The sequence below is a fragment of the Streptomyces sp. NPDC051109 genome (assembly GCF_044455885.1).
GTDB lineage: Bacteria > Actinomycetota > Actinomycetes > Streptomycetales > Streptomycetaceae > Streptomyces.
Map to the genome: position 1 here is coordinate 222,263 of NZ_JBITFF010000003.1, position 18,073 is coordinate 240,335.

The 18,073-nt window shown below is 70.9% G+C and carries 21 protein-coding genes; 4 read left to right on the forward strand and 17 right to left on the reverse strand.

The genetic code is table 11. The features are described 5' to 3' along the window. Window positions 1-47 precede the first annotated feature (47 nt). Window positions 48-665 carry an SMI1/KNR4 family protein gene (locus ACIBAD_RS06785; protein ID WP_134071644.1) on the forward strand — a complete coding sequence of 206 codons (618 nt, stop codon included), beginning with the start codon at window positions 48-50 and terminating at the stop codon, window positions 663-665. A gap of 272 nt (window positions 666-937) precedes the next feature. Beyond that, the gene (locus tag ACIBAD_RS06790) at window positions 938-2,224 is read left to right on the forward strand and encodes an extracellular solute-binding protein (RefSeq protein WP_166682052.1); all 1,287 of its coding nucleotides are present in this window, start codon (window positions 938-940) and stop codon (window positions 2,222-2,224) included. A 213-nt stretch (window positions 2,225-2,437) separates the two neighbouring features. On the opposite strand, the gene ACIBAD_RS06795 is transcribed toward ACIBAD_RS06790, so the two are convergent. From ACIBAD_RS06795 to ACIBAD_RS06810, 4 genes are all read right to left on the reverse strand, one after another. Next, window positions 2,438-3,064: a hypothetical protein gene (locus ACIBAD_RS06795; RefSeq protein ID WP_134071646.1), complete on the reverse strand. Its 627-nt coding sequence runs from the start codon at window positions 3,062-3,064 to the stop codon at window positions 2,438-2,440. 109 nt (window positions 3,065-3,173) lie between these two features. After that, complete coding sequence (locus ACIBAD_RS06800; protein WP_134071648.1) at window positions 3,174-3,494, reverse strand: nuclear transport factor 2 family protein; 321 nt, start codon at window positions 3,492-3,494, stop codon at window positions 3,174-3,176. Between the two features lie 202 nt (window positions 3,495-3,696). Then, window positions 3,697-4,524: a polysaccharide deacetylase family protein gene (locus tag ACIBAD_RS06805; RefSeq protein ID WP_398905010.1), complete on the reverse strand. Its 828-nt coding sequence runs from the start codon at window positions 4,522-4,524 to the stop codon at window positions 3,697-3,699. A gap of 333 nt (window positions 4,525-4,857) precedes the next feature. Next, the gene (locus tag ACIBAD_RS06810; protein ID WP_134071652.1) at window positions 4,858-6,447 is read right to left on the reverse strand and encodes an MDR family MFS transporter; all 1,590 of its coding nucleotides are present in this window, start codon (window positions 6,445-6,447) and stop codon (window positions 4,858-4,860) included. 118 nt (window positions 6,448-6,565) lie between these two features. Here ACIBAD_RS06810 and ACIBAD_RS06815 point away from each other — a divergent pair, with 118 nt between their 5' ends. After that, on the forward strand, window positions 6,566-7,144 hold the full coding sequence (locus ACIBAD_RS06815; RefSeq protein WP_134071654.1) for a TetR/AcrR family transcriptional regulator: 579 nt from the start codon (window positions 6,566-6,568) through the stop codon (window positions 7,142-7,144). A gap of 808 nt (window positions 7,145-7,952) precedes the next feature. On the opposite strand, the gene ACIBAD_RS06820 is transcribed toward ACIBAD_RS06815, so the two are convergent. Then, the gene (locus ACIBAD_RS06820; protein ID WP_398905014.1) at window positions 7,953-8,783 is read right to left on the reverse strand and encodes an alpha/beta fold hydrolase; all 831 of its coding nucleotides are present in this window, start codon (window positions 8,781-8,783) and stop codon (window positions 7,953-7,955) included. Window positions 8,784-8,860: 77 nt separating this feature from the next. Then, window positions 8,861-9,289 carry a nuclear transport factor 2 family protein gene (locus ACIBAD_RS06825; protein WP_134071658.1) on the reverse strand — a complete coding sequence of 143 codons (429 nt, stop codon included), beginning with the start codon at window positions 9,287-9,289 and terminating at the stop codon, window positions 8,861-8,863. 97 nt (window positions 9,290-9,386) lie between these two features. Between ACIBAD_RS06825 and ACIBAD_RS06830 the strand changes: the two genes are divergently transcribed. Beyond that, window positions 9,387-9,935: a TetR/AcrR family transcriptional regulator gene (locus tag ACIBAD_RS06830; protein WP_398905017.1), complete on the forward strand. Its 549-nt coding sequence runs from the start codon at window positions 9,387-9,389 to the stop codon at window positions 9,933-9,935. On the opposite strand, the gene ACIBAD_RS06835 is transcribed toward ACIBAD_RS06830, so the two are convergent. The 11 genes from ACIBAD_RS06835 to ACIBAD_RS06885 all read right to left on the reverse strand — a co-directional run bounded on the left by ACIBAD_RS06835 (window position 9,932) and on the right by ACIBAD_RS06885 (window position 18,071). Further along, complete coding sequence (locus tag ACIBAD_RS06835) at window positions 9,932-10,579, reverse strand: OmpA family protein (RefSeq protein WP_134071662.1); 648 nt, start codon at window positions 10,577-10,579, stop codon at window positions 9,932-9,934. The genes ACIBAD_RS06830 and ACIBAD_RS06835 overlap by 4 nt on opposite strands. Before the next feature lie 4 nt (window positions 10,580-10,583). Beyond that, a complete protein-coding gene (locus tag ACIBAD_RS06840) occupies window positions 10,584-11,126 on the reverse strand; it encodes a hypothetical protein (RefSeq protein WP_398905019.1) in 543 nt (180 codons plus the stop codon). Between the two features lie 73 nt (window positions 11,127-11,199). Then, complete coding sequence (locus ACIBAD_RS06845) at window positions 11,200-11,841, reverse strand: pilus assembly protein TadG-related protein (RefSeq protein WP_134071666.1); 642 nt, start codon at window positions 11,839-11,841, stop codon at window positions 11,200-11,202. Beyond that, window positions 11,838-12,038: a hypothetical protein gene (locus tag ACIBAD_RS06850; RefSeq protein ID WP_134071668.1), complete on the reverse strand. Its 201-nt coding sequence runs from the start codon at window positions 12,036-12,038 to the stop codon at window positions 11,838-11,840. Before ACIBAD_RS06850 ends, ACIBAD_RS06845 begins: the two co-directional genes overlap by 4 nt. Before the next feature lie 110 nt (window positions 12,039-12,148). Beyond that, window positions 12,149-12,835, reverse strand: coding sequence for a response regulator (locus ACIBAD_RS06855; RefSeq protein ID WP_398905022.1), 687 nt, complete (start codon window positions 12,833-12,835; stop codon window positions 12,149-12,151). Continuing rightward, complete coding sequence (locus ACIBAD_RS06860) at window positions 12,832-14,040, reverse strand: sensor histidine kinase (RefSeq protein ID WP_398905024.1); 1,209 nt, start codon at window positions 14,038-14,040, stop codon at window positions 12,832-12,834. Before ACIBAD_RS06860 ends, ACIBAD_RS06855 begins: the two co-directional genes overlap by 4 nt. A gap of 3 nt (window positions 14,041-14,043) precedes the next feature. After that, entirely contained in the window at window positions 14,044-14,937 is an 894-nt protein-coding gene (locus ACIBAD_RS06865) for a type II secretion system F family protein (protein WP_134071673.1), read from the reverse strand. A 13-nt stretch (window positions 14,938-14,950) separates the two neighbouring features. Continuing rightward, the gene (locus ACIBAD_RS06870; protein WP_134071675.1) at window positions 14,951-15,889 is read right to left on the reverse strand and encodes a type II secretion system F family protein; all 939 of its coding nucleotides are present in this window, start codon (window positions 15,887-15,889) and stop codon (window positions 14,951-14,953) included. Continuing rightward, entirely contained in the window at window positions 15,886-17,232 is a 1,347-nt protein-coding gene (locus tag ACIBAD_RS06875) for a CpaF family protein (protein ID WP_134071677.1), read from the reverse strand. The genes ACIBAD_RS06870 and ACIBAD_RS06875 overlap by 4 nt, the downstream gene beginning before the upstream one ends. A 7-nt stretch (window positions 17,233-17,239) precedes the next feature. After that, window positions 17,240-17,605, reverse strand: coding sequence for a TadE/TadG family type IV pilus assembly protein (locus tag ACIBAD_RS06880; protein WP_134071679.1), 366 nt, complete (start codon window positions 17,603-17,605; stop codon window positions 17,240-17,242). A gap of 1 nt (window position 17,606) precedes the next feature. Beyond that, window positions 17,607-18,071 (reverse strand): TadE family protein, encoded by a 465-nt coding sequence (locus tag ACIBAD_RS06885; protein WP_398905028.1) that lies wholly within the window; start codon window positions 18,069-18,071, stop codon window positions 17,607-17,609. Window positions 18,072-18,073: the final 2 nt, after the last annotated feature.

The window sequence follows — 18,073 nt, forward strand, 5'->3', positions numbered from 1 at the left end:
CCCGGCGGTAGGTTGGGGCGGTTGAGCTGGGGTCTCAGGGGAGCGGCATGACGGAGAACGCGCGGATCAAGGCGCTGGAGCAGATCATGCCGGCGACGCACGGCGCCGACGAGGACATCGACTGGCCGGCCGCCGAAGCCACCTGGCGCACCCGGTTCCCGGCCGACTTCATCGCCTTCATGGGCCGCTTCGGCGCCGGCTCCATCAACGGCGAGGCCAGCATCCTCCTCCCCCTCCCCAAGCCCGGTCTCCAGTGGGACCCGGCCGAGATGGCCGAGGAGACCGCCAACGCCCGCCAGCTCTGGGAGGCGGAGGGCGGCCGGGCCTCCTTCGGCTTCGACCCCGAGTCGATCATCGCGTGGGGGGTCACCGGCGGCTCCGACATCCTCTGCTGGCTCACCACCGACCCCGATCCGGACCGCTGGCCCGTCCTGGTGGTCGGCCGGCACACCGCCGACGCGTTCGCCGTGTACCCGTACGGCATGGCGGAGTTCCTGTACCGGCTCTGCTCCGACGAGTTCGACGTGAGCCCGGTCAGCATCACCTTCTGGGACGGCGGGCACCTCAGCTTCGTGCACTGGCGCAAGGCCCAGCGCCGCTGGCAGGAGGGCCGCAACCCCGAGACGGGCGAGCCCGACCCGTACGCGGGCGAGTTCGCCGACTGACCTGATCCCGACGCCCGACCCGTTCCGCCGCCCCAAGGGGCCGGAATCGGGCCATTCGGCATGTCTACGCGCGTCCGATTTGTTGATCACATATCGGAAAACACCAGCAGGAAAAGCCGCAGTTGGAGCATTGCCCACAAGTTCCGCCCCAATGGACTCAACCGCCCCCACGCAGGAGAGAATTCCGGCCAACGGGCCACGGATGGACACCCCAGCCCGGAGCAACTCATAAGCAGTAACGGGACTCAAAAGAAATCCAGGGGAATACACCCGTGCAACGAAGAATCTTCGGCCCGAGCGCGACCGCAGTCGTGCTCGGTCTGCTGATACCACTGTCCGGATGCGGCGATTCAGGCAACAGCGCAGGTGACAGCGGTACGCTCCGCCTGGTCGCCGCGGAATACGGGGACACCCAGGCCACCAGTTCCAAGGCCTACTGGGACAAGGTGACGGCGGATTTCACCAAGGCCAACCCCGGTATCAAGGTCGAGGTCCAGCTCCTGCCCTGGGCCGACATCGACCGCGAGGTCTCCCGCATGGTCAAGGCCGGCAATGCGCCGGACATGGCCCTCATGGGCTCGTACTCGGACTTCGCGGCGCAGGACAAGCTCTATTCCGCGGACGAACTCCTCACCGTCGCCGCCGAGGCGAACTTCCTCCAGCCGCTGGCCGAGGCCGGCTCGGTCGGCAGCACCCTCTACGGCCTGCCCTGGGTGGCGAGCAGCCGACTCCTCTTCTACAACCAGGGCCTCTTCAAGCAGGCCGGCGTCGGCGAGCCCAAGACCTGGGCCGACCTGAAGTCCGCCGCCAAGGCCCTCAAGGACAAGGGCGTGAAGTACCCGTACGCCCTCCCCCTCGGCCCGGAGGAGGCGCACGCCGAGGCGATGATCTGGGAGCTCAGCAACGGCGGCGGCTACGCCGACAGCAGCGGCAACTACAACCTGGCCTCCGACCAGAACATCCAGACCTTCCGCTGGCTCAAGGACAACCTGGTCGGCCCCGGCCTGACCGGGCCCGTCCCGCCGTCCCGGCTCAACCGCGCCGACGCCTTCGCCGCCTTCACCCGCGGCGAGGTCGGCATGCTGAACGGCTATCCGCAGCTCCTGCACGAGGCCCGCGCCAAGGGCATCGACGTGCGCACCGCGCCCATGCCGGTCTCGGAGAACCTCGGCGCCGGGGAGAGCCCGCCGGCCGTGGGCGTCGCCGACTGGATGATGGCGTTCAAGCAGCACGGCAAGCGCGAGGAGATCGGCACGTTCCTGGACTTCATCTACCAGGACAAGAACCTGTCGGACTTCGCGGGCCGCTACCACCTGCTGCCGTCGACCGTCTCGGCCTCCCGCAACCCCTCCGGCGGCGGCCTCGACAGCAACGACCAGTTCTTCCTGACCGCCCTGCGCGGTGCGCAGTTGTACCCGGTGAACGATCCGTCGTGGGTGACGGTCAGCGACACCATCAAGCGCAACATCGGGCGCGCCGTGGAGCCGAACGGCGACGCGAAGAGCGTCCTGGAGGAGATCGCCGCCAAGGCGAACGAGGAAACCAGGAAGAAGCACTGACGGAGCGGCACCGCCCGCCGAGACTCCTGAACATCCCGTCCGACACGGGACCTTCGACCCTGTCGCACCCCACCCCGTGCGTCAGAATGGCTGCTACGGCTCTTGATCCAAGGCCGCGGACCAGTCGCCGCCGATCACCCACGAGGTGCGCGGGGCGGCCGGCCCCCTCCCTCCTTCTGCCCCTGCCTCCGCCTGTCCTCCCTGACGGCCGGGTCAGACCTTGCCGTTCTCCGTCGAGAACGCCGTCCGGTACCGCTCACAGCCGGAGTCCCAGCGCAGCGTGCCCGTGAGCGTCCCGTAGCCCGAGCGCGTGACCGACCATTCCACCGTGTACTCCCCCGAGTCGCAGGCGATCCGCTTGCCGCCGGGGACCCTGGCGCGCCCCGTCGCCGGCCGGTCCGCCAGCTCTTGGTGCACCTCGACGGCCTTGGCGTGGTCCGACGAGCGCCGCAGTACGGCGTGCACGACGATCGGGTGCTTGCCGTCCTTGGTGGTCACGGCCTTCTTCACCAGCGTCGAGTCCGACACCGCCCAGCCGAAGTCGAACGAGGGCTGCCACGCGAGCGTCTTGGGGTCGGCGACCTTCCGCTCGTAGTCGGGAGCGCCCGAGGGGCCGGGGCGGGTGACCGTCTTGTACTGCACTCCGGGATAGAGGCGGAACTGTCCCTCCACCTTGTGCATCTCGTCCTTGGTCCACTGCGACTTCATGGTCTTCTCGCCGCCGGCCGGGTCTTGGAGGTACCCGCTGTCCGCGGCGGTGGCGGCGGCCTGGCCGAGAGCCGGGGCGAGGGCCGCCGCGGCGGTCGCGAGGGCGAGAACGGCGGTACGGGTGCGCTTCATGCCCGACCCAACGGGGACCCGCGCCGGGCTGAAACGAGGCCGGCGGCGCTTTCACCCGTACGGGATCCGCAGCGGGGCCCTCGCTGCGGCAGAGCCGGAGGGCGGCGGCTCAGGCCTGCCCGGTCTCGAAGCGGCTGATGCGGCCGCCGTCGGTGACGAACCGCCAGGCGGTGCGCATCTCGCCCCACGTGTCGTTGCGGTAGTCGACGACGAGGGCGAGGCCGTCGTCGGACTCGCTCAGGACGTCCATGTGCCCGTTGGAAGACCAGATCTCCTTCTCGGCCCACGGGGCGATGTCGCGGTCCGAGCCGTCGTCGGACATGGTGGCGTTCGCCGCGAGGACCGCCTGGAAGGCGTTCCGGTCGCCCGCGTTGACGGCGGTGACGAAGGCGCGGACGGTGGGGTCGGACAGCTGGGCCGGTGGGATCACGGGGGCCTCCTGGGCGGCGGTCGTACGGGTCCTCCCGTACGGGGGTGGCGTACGGGCCCGCGTACGGGGTGGCGTACGGGGGTTGCGTACGGGTGTGCACCGGGCCGCGTACGAGGTTGCGTACGGGCTGTGTGCGCGACCAGGGAACACCGCGGGTGCCGCCGGGGCGGCGACCTTCACCCGTTTGCCAGCGGACGGCGTGTCAGGAGCCGTCGGGGGCGGTGCGGACGGGGAACCCGGTGGGGCGGCCCTGGTCCTTCAGCCAGTCCAGTATCCGGTCGAGGGCCTCGACGGTCTGGGAGCGGTTGCCGCCGCCGTCGTGGAACAGGATGGTCGGGCCGTTGCCCATCTCGCTCTTGACCGCGTTGGCGATGGCGGCGGCGCCGGGCTTCCCGAAGTCCTTGGTGTCGACGTTCCAGCCGAGCGGGCGCATGCCGTTCGCGGCCGCGATGCGGCGGCTGTCGGGGGTGAACGCGCCGCCGGGAGCGCGGTAGTACTCCACCTCGGCGCCGCCGCCCGCGGCGTCCTCGATCATCTTCTTGGCGTCCAGGATCTGCTGCTCCTGGTAGGCGACGGGCTTCTTGTCCATGGCCGTGTCGTGGTTCATGGTGTGGTCGCAGAGCCGGTGGCCGGCCGCGACGACGCGCTTGACCACGTCGGGGTGGGCCTTGGCCTGCGGTCCGATCATGCAGAAGGTCGCCTTCACGTCGTGCTTCTTCAGTACGTCGAGGACCTTGGGGGTCCACTGGGGGTCCGGGCCGTCGTCGATGGTGATGTTGACGGCGTTGCCCCCGCTCTCGGAGGCGTGGGCGATGCCGTCGGGTATCGGCGACTGCGGCGCGCCGCCGTTCTTCGCGTCGCCGTCGGGGGTGCCGCTCTCGCGTGACGCGTTCGCGTGCGCGGGCTGTCGGCCGGCCCCATGGCCCGGTCCGACGAAGGTCGCCGCTCCCCACACCGTCCCGGCCACCGCGGCGGCCGCCGCCACGACGGCTGCCCCGGCCCGGATGCCCTGCCTGTTCGCGCGCGCCATGAAGCCCATCGACTGTCCCCTCCCCGTGCGTGTCCGTGTGCGCTCTGCCTTCCAGGACGGCCTGTGAAGCAGACGGGTTCCCGCCAATTCCCCCATAAAATTCAGCTAATAGGACCTTGGTCCTTGATGGTCCCGATTTGGACCCCACCTGAAACAGGACGGAACCTGACCAACCTCCCCTGCATCACTCGTACTCACCTACCCCACGCGCCACGGCTTCAGCCCATGAAAAAACCCGGCCCCGGCGGAAGATCCGCCGGGGCCGGGCTGGTGAACCGAGTGGCCCTCGGGGCCGGATGGGCCGTGAGGGCCGGGTGGGCCGTGAGGCCGGGGTCAGTGGGCGAGCGACTCCGCCTGCGCCTGCGCCGCGTTGCCGCCGGCCGCGTCGCCGGCCTTGGCCGGACCCGCGCCCCGCAGCGGGACCTCCTTGACGAACCAGGCCGCCACGAAGCCCAGTACGGCGACACCCGCACCGAGGAGGAACGCCGAGTGCGTACCGGCGGCGACCGCGTGCTGGTAGGCCTCGCGGATCGTCGGCTCCAGCTTGGCCAGGCTGGCCGCGTCGAGCTGCGCCGAGCCAGCGGCCTTGGCGGCCCCCGGACCCAGGCGGTCGGTCATCGTCTGGGTGACCTGGCTGGTGAACAGCGAGCCCATCAGGGCCACGCCGAACGAGCCGCCGAGCGTACGGAAGAGGGTGGCCGAGGAGGACGCGACGCCCATGTCCTTCATGTCCACGCTGTTCTGCGCGACCAGCATGGTGATCTGCATCAGGAAGCCGAGGCCGGCGCCGAGGACGGCCATGTAGACGCCGGACATCAGACGCGTGGTGTCGGTGTCCATCTGCGCGAGCAGGAAGAGACCCACGACCATGAGCGCGCCGCCGATGATCGGGAAGATCTTGTACTTGCCGCTGCTGGTGGTGACCCGGCCCGCGATCAGCGAGACGACCATCATGGAGAGCAGCATCGGCAGGAGCAGCAGGCCGGAGTTGGTGGCGGAGGCCCCCTGGACCGACTGCTGGAAGAGCGGCAGGTAGAGCACGCCGCCGAACATCGCGAAGCCGACGAGGAAGCCGATGACCGACATGAGCGTGAAGTTGCGGCTGCGGAAGATGTGCAGCGGCATGACCGGCTCGGCGGCCTTGGTCTCGGCGAAGAGGAAGGCGGCGATCGACACGACGCCGACGACGATCAGGCCGATGATCTGGCCGGAGCCCCAGGCGTACTCGGTGCCGCCCCAGGTCGTGACGAGCACGGTGGAGGTGATGGCGACGGTCAGGAGGGCCGCACCCAGGTAGTCGATCTTCGGCCGCTGCGCCCCGGCCTTCTTCGGCAGGTGCAGGACGGCGGTGACCATCGCGAGCGCGACGGCGCCGAGCGGCAGGTTGATGTAGAAGGACCAGCGCCAGCCCAGGTGGTCGGTGATGGTGCCGCCGACCAGCGGTCCGCCGATCATGGCGAGGGCCATCACGCCGGCCATCATGCCCTGGTACTTGCCGCGCTCACGGGGCGGGATCAGGTCGCCGATGATCGCCATGACGCCGACCATCAGACCGCCGGCACCGAGGCCCTGGACGGCGCGGAAGCCGATCAGCTGGGCCATGTCCTGGGCCATGCCGCTGAGCGCGGAGCCGATCAGGAAGATCACGATGGAGGTGAGGAAGGAACCCTTCCGCCCGTACATGTCGCCGATCTTCCCCCAGATGGGGGTGGAGGCGGCGGTGGCCAGCGTGTACGCGGTGACCACCCAGGAGAGGTGCTCCAGGCCGCCGAGCTCGCCGACGATCGTCGGCATCGCCGTGCCGATGATCATGTTGTCGAGCATGGCGAGAAGCATTGCGATCATGAGAGCCATGAGTACGACACGGACGCTGCGCGGCTTCACCCCCTCGGAGATCTCCGCCGCGTTTATGTTTTCAGCCATGTCACTCCCCGTTTACCCATGCGCTCCGGGCCCTTACTTGCCGCCCGGCTAGTTCACTACACTGGGGAAGGTAGACCCGTCACTAGCCGGGCGTCAAGTAAGTAGTTTGGGGAGAGCCATGTCCAGCAGCAGTCCGCAGGCGCGCCGCGGCAACACGCGCCAGCGCATCCAGGACGTCGCACTGGAACTCTTCGCCGAGCAGGGGTACGAGAAGACGTCTCTGCGCGAGATCGCGGAGCGGCTTGAGGTCACGAAGGCGGCGCTGTACTACCACTTCAAGACCAAGGAAGACATCATCATCAGCGTCTTCGAGGACCTCACCAGGCCGATCGACGAGCTGATCGACTGGGCGAAGCAGCAGCCGCGGACGCTGGAGATGAAGCGCGAGGTGCTGCGGCGCTACAGCGAGGCGATGGCGGCGGGCGCGCCGCTGTACCGCTTCATGCAGGAGAACCAGGCGACGATGCGGGAGCTGAGCATCGGCGAGACGGTCAAGCGCCGGCTGTTCACGCTGGTGGAGCTGTTGCGTACGGAGGACGGACCCCTGGCGGACCAGGTGCGGTGCGTGAGCGCGCTGTTCACCCTGCACGCGGGGATGATGTTCCTCCAGCACGTGGAGGGCAACCCGGAGGAAACCCGCCAGGCGGCCCTGGAGGTCGCGACGGACCTCATCACCCAGGCGCACCAGGCGTCCTGAGGCCCACCGTTCACCCGATCCGGGGGTTTACCCTGCCACTCACTACTCTCCGTAACCGACTCGACTACCTTGAGTGAAGTGCGCCACCCGGATCGGCCGGTACGGCGCCCCAGCCAAGGACACCGCCATGCCGTTCCGCGCCGGGTACGCGCTCGTGAGCGCCCTCGCCCCCGTGACCCTGACCACCGCTCCGGCCGCGGCCGCACCCCGGCCCGAGCCCCTCGACTACGCCGCGCTCGGCGACTCCTACAGCCCCGGCGCCTTCGTTCGCATTCGCCCCTGGGCCGCCGATGACGGCTGCGGCCGCTCCACCCTCAGCCACGCGCAGCAGACCGGCCGCCGCCTCGACGTGCGTCCCACCGACGTCACGTGGGCGGCCGCCGAGGTCAGAGCCGGCGTCCCGGAACCACAGACCGAGTTCACCGGCCCCCCTCCGGCCGCCCAAGGCGGGCTGGGCCCCGAGGCCGGCCCAGATCACGGCCGTCACCGCCGCCCCGGACCTCGTCACCCTCCCAGCGACGGCAGGTTCACCGCCCTGGAAGCGGAGTTCGCGACCGCCCTCAAGGACATCCGGGCCCGGTCACCCCGCGCCAAGGTGGTGGTCGTCGGATACCCGGCCGCCGTCGCCGACAGCACCGGCTGCTCGGGGGATGACCCCCAGCACGATCCGGGACCAACCCCCGCCCGACCCGGGGCCTGGGGCTCCCGATCGCTCCTGCACGCCGAGGCGCATCCTCGCGACATCGCGCTCGGTGGGACTGGGCGGGCGCTCCAGCCTCCCGCCGGGCCCCTCGCGGGACCTCATCCGTCAACGCTTCGACGTCGTGGACCGGATGAACGCCGTGAGGTCGTCGGCGTACCGGTCGGGGTGGGTGAGGTGGGGGACGTGGCCGTCCCCCACGAGCGTCCGCATCCGCGCCCGGCCGCCGAGCGCGGTCGCGAGCTTGCCGACGATCACCGGGAACCACGGCGGGCTCTCGCTGCCGAAGGTCAGCAGCGCGGGGCCCGGGAAGCCGGCGATGCGGGCGAGGTCGAGGCGCGCCCAGTCCGGGTCGCCGTGTTCGTCCGCGAACGTGGGGGCGTTCGCGGTGAGCGTCTCGCGCACCCGGTCCGGCAGTTGCCCCCAGGTACCCGGGCCGATGGCGACCTCGTCGACGAACCGCTGCGCGCCCGCCCGGTCCTCACCCTCGCGCAGAGCCGTGAGGACGCCGTCGAGGGCGGCCTCCATGGCCCGGAGCACCGGCCGGAGTTCCCGGTCCTCGTCCCCCACCATGCTCATGAGCGGGGGCTCGTGCGCGGTCAGGCTGCGCAGCAGCTCGGGGCGGCGGGCGGCGAGGCCGAGGGCTGCCGAGGCGCCGAAGGAGTTCGCGGCCACGTGGGCCGGGGCGCCGAGGATCTCGATGAGGGACGCGAGGTCGTCCTCGTCCTGTCGCCGGCCGCCCTGCCCCGGCGGGCGCTCGCTGCGGCTGTGGCCGCGCCGGTCGTAGACCAGCACGCGGAACGACCGTGCGAGGCGCGGGACGACGCGCTGCCAGGTCTCGTGGTCGACCCACGAGCCGTGGACGAGGACCAGGGGCTCGCCCGCGCCCACGACCTCGTAGGAGAGGTCCACGCCGTTCACGCGAGCCCGTGCCGCCATGCCGAGTCTCCTCACGGGGGGTGAGTACTCGCGCAGACACATACCGCGGGGCGGGGGACGGCACACCTGGCCGCGGATCAGGTGAGCCGGCGGTCCTCGGGGGTGATCGGGATGTCGTTGATGCTGGCCTCGCGGCGGCGCATCAGCCCGTTGCCGTCGAACTCCCACTGCTCGTTGCCGTGGCTGCGCCACCACTGGCCGGAGGCGTCGTGCCACTCGTACTCGAAGCGGACGGAGATCCGGTTCCCGGTGTAGGCCCACAGTTCCTTGCGGAGCCGGTAGTCGAGCTCGCGCTCCCACTTCTCGGTGAGGAACTCGCGGATCTCGTCGCGGCCGGTGAGGAAGCGGTCGCGGTTTCGCCAGACCGAGTTCTCGGTGTAGGCGAGGGCGACGCGCTCGGGGTCGCGGCTGTTCCAGGCGTCCTCGGCGGCCCGGACCTTGGCGCGGGCGGTTTCCTCGGTGAAGGGCGGCAGGGGCGGGCGTACGGCGGCGGCGGGGTCGGCCATGGCGGTCACCTCGGGTCGAGAGCGCGTGAGAACGGTCGTTCTCGACAATAGAGAACGACCGTTCTCCTAGCAAGCGGTCCTGGGCTACGCTGCCTTCATGGACGACGAAGAGGCCCGGACCCGGCTGCTGGACGCCGCGGAGGTGCTGTTCTACGCCGGGGGCATCCAGGCCGTCGGCATGGACCGGATCCGCACGGAGTCGGGCGTGCCGCTCAAGCGGCTCTACAAGGTCTTCCCCGCCAAGGAAGCCCTGGTCACGGCTTACCTCGACCGTCGCGACCGGCGCTGGACGGCGAGCCTGCGCGGCGCCGTGGCGGGGGCCGCCGATCCGGTCGGCGCGGTCTTCGAGTGGCTGGCGCAGTGGTTCTCGGAGCCGGACTTCCGGGGCTGTGCGTTCCTGAACGCGTACGGGGAGCTGGGCACCGGCCCCGCCGCGGTGCTGGACGTCGTACGCCGCCACAAGGCAGAGCTGCGGGAGCTGCTGGCGGAGGCAGCCGGGCCCGGGCGGCAGGCCCTGGCCGACCAGCTGCTGATCCTGGTCGAGGGCGCGACGGTGGTGGCTGCCCTGGACCCCGGCCCGGAGCCGGCCCGCAGCGCGGGGGCGGCGGCGGCGGCCCTGATGCGGGCCGGGGGCAGACCGGGCTAGCTGCCGCCGGCGGGGGTGGTGCGGGGGAAGGTGATCTCGACTCGGCGGTTCTTCTTGCGGCCTTCCTCGGTGCCGTTGTCGGCGATCGGATAGTCCTCGCTGTAGCCGCGTACGTCGTAGACGACGCCGGGGCTGGTGACGGTCTTGGCCAGCTCGGCCTGCACGGCGTCGGCGCGCTGCTTGGAGAGTTCCTTGCCGTGCTCGTAGCTGCCCTGGTCGTCGGTGAACCCGAAGACCCGGACGCGGGTCGCCTTCTGCGTGTTGATCTCGTTGGCGATGGCCTGTATCCGGGCGGCGGCCTGGGCGTTGAAGACGGCACTGTTCTCGGGGAAGAGCACCTCGGACTGCAGGGCCATCATGACGGTCTGATTCGTCTCCTGCCGCCGCTGCTCACCCCCGAGGTCCTCGACGACCTCGGCGATGTCGAGCACCTTGATCGGAGCCAGGGTTCCCCCCTGGGGGATCTTCAGGCCGGGCGCGTTGGAGTCGATCGGCACCGGCGCGGCTGCGGAAGGTTCCGTGCCGGGAGGGGCGGACGGCTTCACGTCGTCGGCGTAGGCGCTGGTCGCACCCATCAGATGGGCCCCGGCGATGACGAGACCGACGACGGCTGTCGCAGCGGAGACGCGGTGGCGTTTATTCATGGGGTCACCCGGAGATTTTGATGGTGGCCGTGGCGAAGGTGGGGAGGTTGAAGTCCACCTGCGTGGTGTTGTTCGGAGGCACCGGGAACTGTGCAAAGAACGGCACCGACTGGCCGGCGTCGATAACAGTCAACCCTGTCGTGCAAAGGCACCTGCCGTCGGTGTCGCGGAGCACGTAGTACCGCTTCTTGCCCGCCTTGTCGACCAACGTGACACCTGCGACCGAGGCCCCGCTGCTGTTGAGTTCATTGCCCCGCCACGCCGCAGTACTGGCGAAGGCCTGACTGCCGGTGTTCTTCAACTGGCCGCTGATCGTAAGGAAGCCGCCTGCGTCACGCGCCGCCGAATTGATGGTGAGCGTCATGCCGTTCTCACCGTTGACTGTGGCTAGCACTTCGGTCGGCGTGGGCATCGGGCTGCCGCTGGGCGCCTGCGGCTGAGGTGCGCCGCCTTGGGAGTTCGACGACGGGCTTTGGGCCGCCTTGGGCTTGTTGTCATCGCTCCCTCCGCATCCGGCCATCGTGATCGCCAGAACCGCCACAGACACGGCGGCCGCTCCCCCACGGAACCTCACCGAGTGCCGAGTGCTCATCTATGCCGCTTCCTTCTCTCATTCGCTGTCAATCGACCAAGCGCACGTCAAACAGGGTCCTGGCGATCTTGCGCCAGGGGTCGGGCTTCGAAGGGTCCACCACCAGGTCTTTTCCTCCCTTGCACTTGAACGTCACCGGCCGCGCCGGAGTCGGCGCCGGAGTGGGGCCTTGGGTGGGCGTCGGGGATGGCGTGGGAGCAGGCATCGGAGCGGTGTCGAGAGTGCATCGAGGCTCGATCGCCGCCGTTGCCCTCGCCTGCCCGTGCACGCTGTCGGTGCCCGGGACGACGGACTTGCCGACCGTCCCGTCGGTCGTCACTGCGACCACGAACCCACGAGATCGGGGAGTACAGGTCGCCGACGCGTCGTTCTTCGCCGCGAACGTGCGCGCCTTCGCGCAGGCTCCGGCCGAGTCGAACAGCTCACCGCTCAGGATCTTCTCCCAGTCCCCGGGGTCGAACTTCGCGAAGTCCAGGCCTGGGACCAGATGGTCTCGGGCGTCCCGGGCGGCTGCCAGGGCGGCCGCGTCGGCGGCACCTTGCGCATTGCTGCGCGTGAGTGCCGCCCGCCCGAAGACGAAGAAGGCGAACGCGGCGAAAAGCATCCCCGCCACCAGCACGATGTAGATGGGAAATGCCTGTCCTCGTTCGTCGAACTTCGCCGAGATCATTTCCCTGCGGTGACCGCGGTGACCGCTGCAGCGATCCGGTTGGTGATGGTCTGGCCGATGCCCGTGCCGACGATCGCGCCGATGATCACTACGACCACCAGGATGATGCCCAGGTATTCGAAGGCCGTCTGGCCTCGGTCTCGGGCGCCCTTGGATTCGTACCGGTTCCGCATCCTCGCCAGGGTGTTCTGCAGCATGGGGGTTCCCTCCCGGGCCGGTGGCGCTGTTGGTTTGCGGACCGTACGGGGAGTCACCGGTGATAACCAAGGGTCCCGGGGCCCAATTACGGACCCACTGCGCACTCCGTCTACCCATGGCCGCTCACCCCTGGACGGGCCGTTCCCAGCCAGCGCGCTATCGCCTCGCTGCGGCTCGTGCTCTGCAGCTTCGCGAAGATGCGGTTGATGTGGTTCTTCACCGTCTTCTCGCTGATGAAGCAGGTGGCCGCGATCTGCTGGTTGCTCATCCCGGACGCGATGAGATCCATGATCTCCACCTCCCTCGAACTCAGGCCGAAGAGAACTGAGTTGTGCAGTCGCTCAGGAGAGCGTGCCACAGTTCGTTGCGGTTGCGAAGAGGTCCGGAGTTCCGCGAGGAGTGCGCTCGCCGCCGTCGGCGTGAAATGGGCCCGGCCCTCGCGGACGTCGCGGACCGCGCGGACCAGGTCCTCCGGCGTGAATTCGCCGTGGACCAGGTAGCCCCCCGCGCCCAAGAGGAGCGCTTCTCGGACGACCTCCGACTCCTGGCTGTACGTCAGCATCAGTACGGGCGCCAGCTGTACGAGGTGCGGCAGGGCCGAGATGCCGTCCACGCCCGGCATGCGCACGTCCAGCAGGATCACGTCCGGGGCGTGCCTGCGGGTCAGGCTCAGGGCCTCGCGGCCGTCCGCCGCCTGGGCCACGACCTCCATGTCCCCGGCCGTCGCCAGGAGGGACGTCAGCCCCGCCCGTACCACCGGGTTGTCGTCGGCGATCAGAACGCGCAGCGGCGTCACGGGCTCCCCTCCGGGGTCAGGGCCGCGAGCGGGAGGTCCAGGCGGACCACCGTCCCGGGGCCGGATGGCCGGGCTCCGATGCGCAGGCGGGCGCCGATCGCCGCCGCGCGTTCCTCCATGCCAAGCAGCCCGAAGCGGCCCCCGCGGCGCAGGGCGTCGGGCGGGAGGCCGCAGCCGTCGTCCTCGACGGTCAGGGTGAAGTCCCTCGCGTCCACCGCCGCCGAGACCAGCACGCGCGAGGCTCCCGCGTGGCGGCGGGCGTTCTCCAGGGCCTCCGCGGTGATGGACAGGACGTGGTGCGCCGCCCGGGAGGGGAACACCGGGAGGACCCCCTGCGTACGGAGCTCCGCGTCCGCGCCGGCCAGGCGGCGCAGTTCCCCCTGCAGCGAGACGCCGGGCGCCTGCGTGTCCCGCCGCAGGTCCGTCAGCAGTGCGCGGGATTCCGCCGCCGCGGCGCGGGCCGCGCCGGAGAGGAAGGAGGCCTGGCTGCGCACGGCCGCCGGGTCCGTGGTGCGGGCGAGGGCGTCCGCCGCCAGGGCCAGCCCGTGCAGGGTCTTCGCCACCGAGTCGTGCATCTCGCGGGCCAGGTGGTCCCGTTCGGCGCGCACCGCCTCGGCCACCGCCAGCCGGGCCCGCGTCTCCGTCAGGGCCTGGCTCGCCGCGCCGAAGCGGAAGAGGAGGTCCCGGAGCGAGGCGCCGGCCGCGCCCGCCAGCAGGCACAGCACCGGCAGGGTCAGGCCGCCGGCCGCGGCGGCCACGGCCACCGCCGCCAGGGCCGCGTACACCGCCGAGCCGCGCCACCCGTAGACCAGCCCGGCCAGCAGCGGTGTGCAGAGCACGGCGAAGCCGAGCGGCGACTCGGGCCTCGCCGTGACCAGCAGCAGCCCGCAGCACGCCAGGTCCGGGGCCAGCAGCCACCGGTGGCGCAGCAGCAGCGGCCCGAAGCGCTCCCAGTCGCGGAAGAGCACGTACGAGAGCATGAAGGTGAGCAGGACCGCGCCGCCCACGAGGTACGTCGGCCCGCCGCGCGCCGTGTGCCCCAGCGCCAGCGGCGCGCCCAGGCCGATCATCACCATCCGGAACGCGAAGACCCTGCGGGAGAGGGCCTGGAGCGCGTTCGACCGGAGGGTGAGCGAAGGGCCTCCGCCCTCGCGGCGCCGCCGCGCACCGCCCCGCACCGCCAGGGGGATGTGGAGGACCGCCATGGTTCACCCGCCCCCGAGCAGCGCGCCGAAGTCCACGTCCGCGCCGTACACGAAGCCGCAGACCAGCAGGATCAGCGTTCCCGGCAGCATGAAGACGGTCACCGCGAAGGTGGCCTTCGGGACCGCCCGTGCCGCCCGCCGACGGGCGTTCTGGGCGTCCGTACGGCGCATGTCCTCGGCGATCGCGATCAGCGTGTCGACGATCGGCGAGCCCAGCTCCTCGCCCTGCAGCAGGGCGGTCACGAACTGCGCCACCTGCTCGGAGTCGTTGCGCCGGCGCAGCTCGTCGAAGGCCTGGCGGCGGCTGACGCCCATGTCCATCTGCTGCAGGGTGATCCGGACCTCGTCCGACCAGGGGCCGTCGTACTTGGCGGCCACCCGCTCCAGCGCCTGCCGGAAGCCGAGCCCGGCGCTCACCACGACGGCGAGGACGTCCAGGAAGTCCGGCAGTGTCCGCTCGATGTGGTCGCGGCGGACCCGGATCGCCGACCACAGGCCGACCTCGATCCAGAACAGGCCGAAGGCGACCATCAGCAGGGCCGGTACGAGCTGGCCGTTGATCAGCATCGAGAAGGCGCCGAGCGCGCCGAGGAACCCGTACACCGCGCGGCGCGCCGCGTACCGGTCTATGGTCAGGCCGGCCGGATTGCCCGCCAGGTCGATCTGGCGGCGCTTGCGGGCGACCCGGTTCGGGCCCATCAGGCGCAGCACGAGCGGCGCCCAGCGGATGCCGAGCCGGTCGACGGCCGAGCCGACGGCGGTCGTACGGGTGGCGCCGACCTCCAGGGCCAGCGCGAGGTCGCTCGGCAGTTTCACCTCGGCGCGGTAGAGGCGGACGCCGTGGAAGACGCCGAGGACCGACACCCCCAGCAGCAGCGCCAGCAGCAGAGCCGTCATGTCCGTCGCCCCCTCACACGTCGATCTTCGAGAGCCGGCGGATCAGGACGAAGCCCAGCGTGAAGAGCCCGATCGCCACCAGCACCGCCGTCTGGCCGAGGAACGCGCCCGTCATCCGGTCCAGGGCGCCCGGCATCATCGTGTTCACCAGCAGCAGCGAGCCGAGTCCGATCGCCGGCACCAGATAGGCCGTCACGGTCACCTGGGAGAGCTGGGTGCGGACCTCGCGCCGCGTCTCCTTGCGCTGCTCCAGCGTCACGGTCAGGTTGCGCAGGCTGCCGACGATCGCGCCGCCCGCCCGCGCGGACAGCACGAGGGTGGAGACCAGGACGACGAGCTCGCGGGAGGGCAGCCGTTCGGCGATCTCGCCCAGCGCCTCGTCGATGGAGTGGCCGACGGCGAGGCGGTCGGCGACGCGCGAGAGTTCCTCGCCCGCCGGGGCCTCCAGCTCCTCCGCCGCTATGGCGATGGCCGTACGGAGGGCCAGCCCGGCCTGGGTGGCGTTGGCGAGGATGCGCGCGAGCTCGGGCAGCTGGTTGATGAACCGCTCGCTGCGCCGCGCCCGCTGCCAGTTGAGGTACGCGTCGGCCGCCCACAGGCCGATCAGGGCGGCCACCGGGCCGAAGAAGGGGGCCAGGAAGCTGGCCGCGACCAGCCACGCCCCGGCCACCGACATCAGCACGTAGACGAAGAACTCGCCGGGGGTGAGGTCCAGGCCGGTCACGGCCAGCTTCAGCTCGATCCGCTTGCCGAGCGCGGTCCTGCGCAGCCGCCGGTCCACCCCGGGGAAGCGGCGCCTGCGGCCCGCCTGCTCCGGTGCGCCGTCCGCGGCGAGGCGTTCGATGAGGGCGGCGCGCTGGGCGCGGCCGGCGGCGTACGCCCGGACGCCCGCGACCACGAGGACGCAGGCCAGCAGGGTGGCGCCGAGGGTGAGGAGGATCAGTGGGTTCACAGGACGGTCCGGGTGATGCGGGTGGCGAGCTGGTCGTCGGACAGGGCGACCCCGAAGGCCTGTGGGATCGGCTGGTTGTTCATGTAGAGGCGGTCCGCGATCCGGCGCGGCAGCGGGTAGTACTCGAAGTGGCCGTGGACGCGGCCGTCGGCGCTCATCGGCTGGGCGGAGAACCGGCAGACGGTGGTGATGCGGAAGGGCTCGCGGCCGTGCGAGTCGAGGATGGCGATCTCCGTGAGGCGGCGCGATCCGTCGCCGAAGCGGGTCAGTTGGACGACCACGTTCACCGCGCTGTTGATCTGGTCCTGGAGGGCTTCGAAGGGGACCTCCACCTCGGACATCGAGGCGAGGGTCTGCAGGCGCATGAGCGCGTCCTCGGCGCTGTTCGCGTGGACGGTGGCCAGGGAGCCGTCGTGGCCGGTGGACATCGCCTGGAGCATGTCGAGGGTCTCGCCTCCGCGCACCTCTCCGACGATGATGCGGTCGGGGCGCATGCGCAGGGAGTTGCGTACGAGGTCGCGGATGGTGATGCGCCCCTTGCCCTCCACGTTCGCCGGGCGGGATTCGAGGCGGATGACGTGCGCCTGCTGGAGCTGGAGCTCCGCGGAGTCCTCGATGGTGATGATCCGCTCGCCCTCCGGGATCAGGCCGGAGAGGGCGTTGAGGAGCGTGGTCTTGCCGGTGCCGGTGGCGCCGGACACGATGACGTTCATCTTCGCCTGGACCAGCCCGGACAGCAGCAGGAGCATCTGCTCGTCGAGGGAGCCGAGGCCGATCATCTCGTGCAGGGTGAAGGCGCGCGGGAAGCGGCGGATCGTGAGGGTGGCGCCGGTCAGGGACAGCGGCGGGATGATCACGTTGACGCGCTCGCCGCTGGGCAGGCGGGCGTCGACCATGGGATTCGCCTCGTCCACCCGGCGGTTGACGGTGGAGACGATGCGCTCGATGGTCTGCATCAGCTGCTCGTGCGAGGCGAAGCGCAGGGGCAGCTGCTCGACGCGGCCCGCGCGCTCCACGAAGATCTGGTCCGGTCCGTTGACCATGATCTCGGAGATCGAGGCGTCTTCGAGGAGCGGTTCGAGCACGCCGAGGCCGAGCGCCTCGTCCACGACCCGGCGGATCAGCTGCGCGCGCTCGACGGTGGACAGGACGGGGCCCTCGCGGCTGATGATGTGCCCGAGGACGCGCTCCAGCCGGGCACGTCGCTCGGCGGGCGCGAGCGCCGACATCTCGGCGAGGTCGATCTCCTCCAGGAGCTTCGCCCGGTACGCGGAGACCAGCCGGCCGTCCTCGCGGGGACTGTGCCGGTCGTCGGGGGTGTTGACGCGGGAACGCAGGCTCATGGTGCGGTCACCCCTTCGGATCGTCGTTGGGCATGACGGCCGTGCGCTCGGCCGTGTAGGGGTCCAGGCCGGGCACGATCGACTTGACGGTGATGCGGGCGGTCGCCGTGACCGTGTCGGACGTCCCGGCGATCTCGATCTCCGCGAGCGAGGCGAGGCTCGGCCGGATCGCCGCCTTGCCGGCGGCCTCCCCGCCCTCGCCCTTGCGGGCCTCCACGCGGGCCGCGGTACGGGCGGCCGTGTCCGCCTGCTGCTCCACGTACGCGACCCAGCCGAGCTGGATCCCGCAGAGCGCGACGAAGAGCAGGATGGGGATGAATCCGATGTACTCCAGGGCCACTTGGCCCCGGTCCCGGTTGCGGTGCCGGCTCATCTCAGTCCTCCTCCTTCGGGGAACCGCCCTCGCCCGTGATCGGCGTGCCGATGTCGAGGCCGGGGAAGAGGACCGGGAGGTTGAGCTCCACGGTCGCCTTGTAGACGTCGCCCGACTCCCCGCAGCGCACGCTCATCCGCCAGGCGCCCCCGACGTGCCGCCGCGCAGCGGCGTCGCAGGCCCCGTCCCCGTGCACCGCGCCCACCCGGGCCGCCTCGTCGGCCGCGTTGCCCGCCAGCGAGAAGGCGTACCCGATCAGTACGCACTCCCACACCGCCGCCACGAGCAGCAGGATCAGCGGCACCATGCCGACGAACTCGACCGCCACCTGGCCGAGGTCCCGCCGGGCGGAACGGGCGCCGCGGGTGGCCCGTGCGCCCCGTGCGACCCGTGCGCCTCGTGCGACCCGTGCGACCCGTACGACCCGGGTCGCCCCGGCGCTCCCGGCGGGTCTGCGCGCGGGCATCC

Excerpts from the sequence above, each read along its gene's own strand:
- ACIBAD_RS06785 (WP_134071644.1), top strand. The coding sequence starts at position 48 with ATGACGGAGAACGCGCGGATCAAGGCGCTGGAGCAGATCATGCCGGCG.
- ACIBAD_RS06795 (WP_134071646.1), bottom strand. The coding sequence starts at position 3,064 with ATGAAGCGCACCCGTACCGCCGTTCTCGCCCTCGCGACCGCCGCGGCG.
- ACIBAD_RS06805 (WP_398905010.1), bottom strand. The coding sequence starts at position 4,524 with ATGGCGCGCGCGAACAGGCAGGGCATCCGGGCCGGGGCAGCCGTCGTG.
- ACIBAD_RS06810 (WP_134071652.1), bottom strand. The coding sequence starts at position 6,447 with ATGGCTGAAAACATAAACGCGGCGGAGATCTCCGAGGGGGTGAAGCCG.
- ACIBAD_RS06815 (WP_134071654.1), top strand. The coding sequence starts at position 6,566 with ATGTCCAGCAGCAGTCCGCAGGCGCGCCGCGGCAACACGCGCCAGCGC.
- ACIBAD_RS06820 (WP_398905014.1), bottom strand. The coding sequence starts at position 8,783 with ATGGCGGCACGGGCTCGCGTGAACGGCGTGGACCTCTCCTACGAGGTC.
- ACIBAD_RS06825 (WP_134071658.1), bottom strand. The coding sequence starts at position 9,289 with ATGGCCGACCCCGCCGCCGCCGTACGCCCGCCCCTGCCGCCCTTCACC.
- ACIBAD_RS06830 (WP_398905017.1), top strand. The coding sequence starts at position 9,387 with ATGGACGACGAAGAGGCCCGGACCCGGCTGCTGGACGCCGCGGAGGTG.
- ACIBAD_RS06835 (WP_134071662.1), bottom strand. The coding sequence starts at position 10,579 with ATGAATAAACGCCACCGCGTCTCCGCTGCGACAGCCGTCGTCGGTCTC.
- ACIBAD_RS06845 (WP_134071666.1), bottom strand. The coding sequence starts at position 11,841 with ATGATCTCGGCGAAGTTCGACGAACGAGGACAGGCATTTCCCATCTAC.
- ACIBAD_RS06850 (WP_134071668.1), bottom strand. The coding sequence starts at position 12,038 with ATGCTGCAGAACACCCTGGCGAGGATGCGGAACCGGTACGAATCCAAG.
- ACIBAD_RS06860 (WP_398905024.1), bottom strand. The coding sequence starts at position 14,040 with ATGGCGGTCCTCCACATCCCCCTGGCGGTGCGGGGCGGTGCGCGGCGG.
- ACIBAD_RS06865 (WP_134071673.1), bottom strand. The coding sequence starts at position 14,937 with ATGACGGCTCTGCTGCTGGCGCTGCTGCTGGGGGTGTCGGTCCTCGGC.
- ACIBAD_RS06875 (WP_134071677.1), bottom strand. The coding sequence starts at position 17,232 with ATGAGCCTGCGTTCCCGCGTCAACACCCCCGACGACCGGCACAGTCCC.
- ACIBAD_RS06880 (WP_134071679.1), bottom strand. The coding sequence starts at position 17,605 with ATGAGCCGGCACCGCAACCGGGACCGGGGCCAAGTGGCCCTGGAGTAC.
- ACIBAD_RS06885 (WP_398905028.1), bottom strand. The coding sequence starts at position 18,071 with ATGCCCGCGCGCAGACCCGCCGGGAGCGCCGGGGCGACCCGGGTCGTA.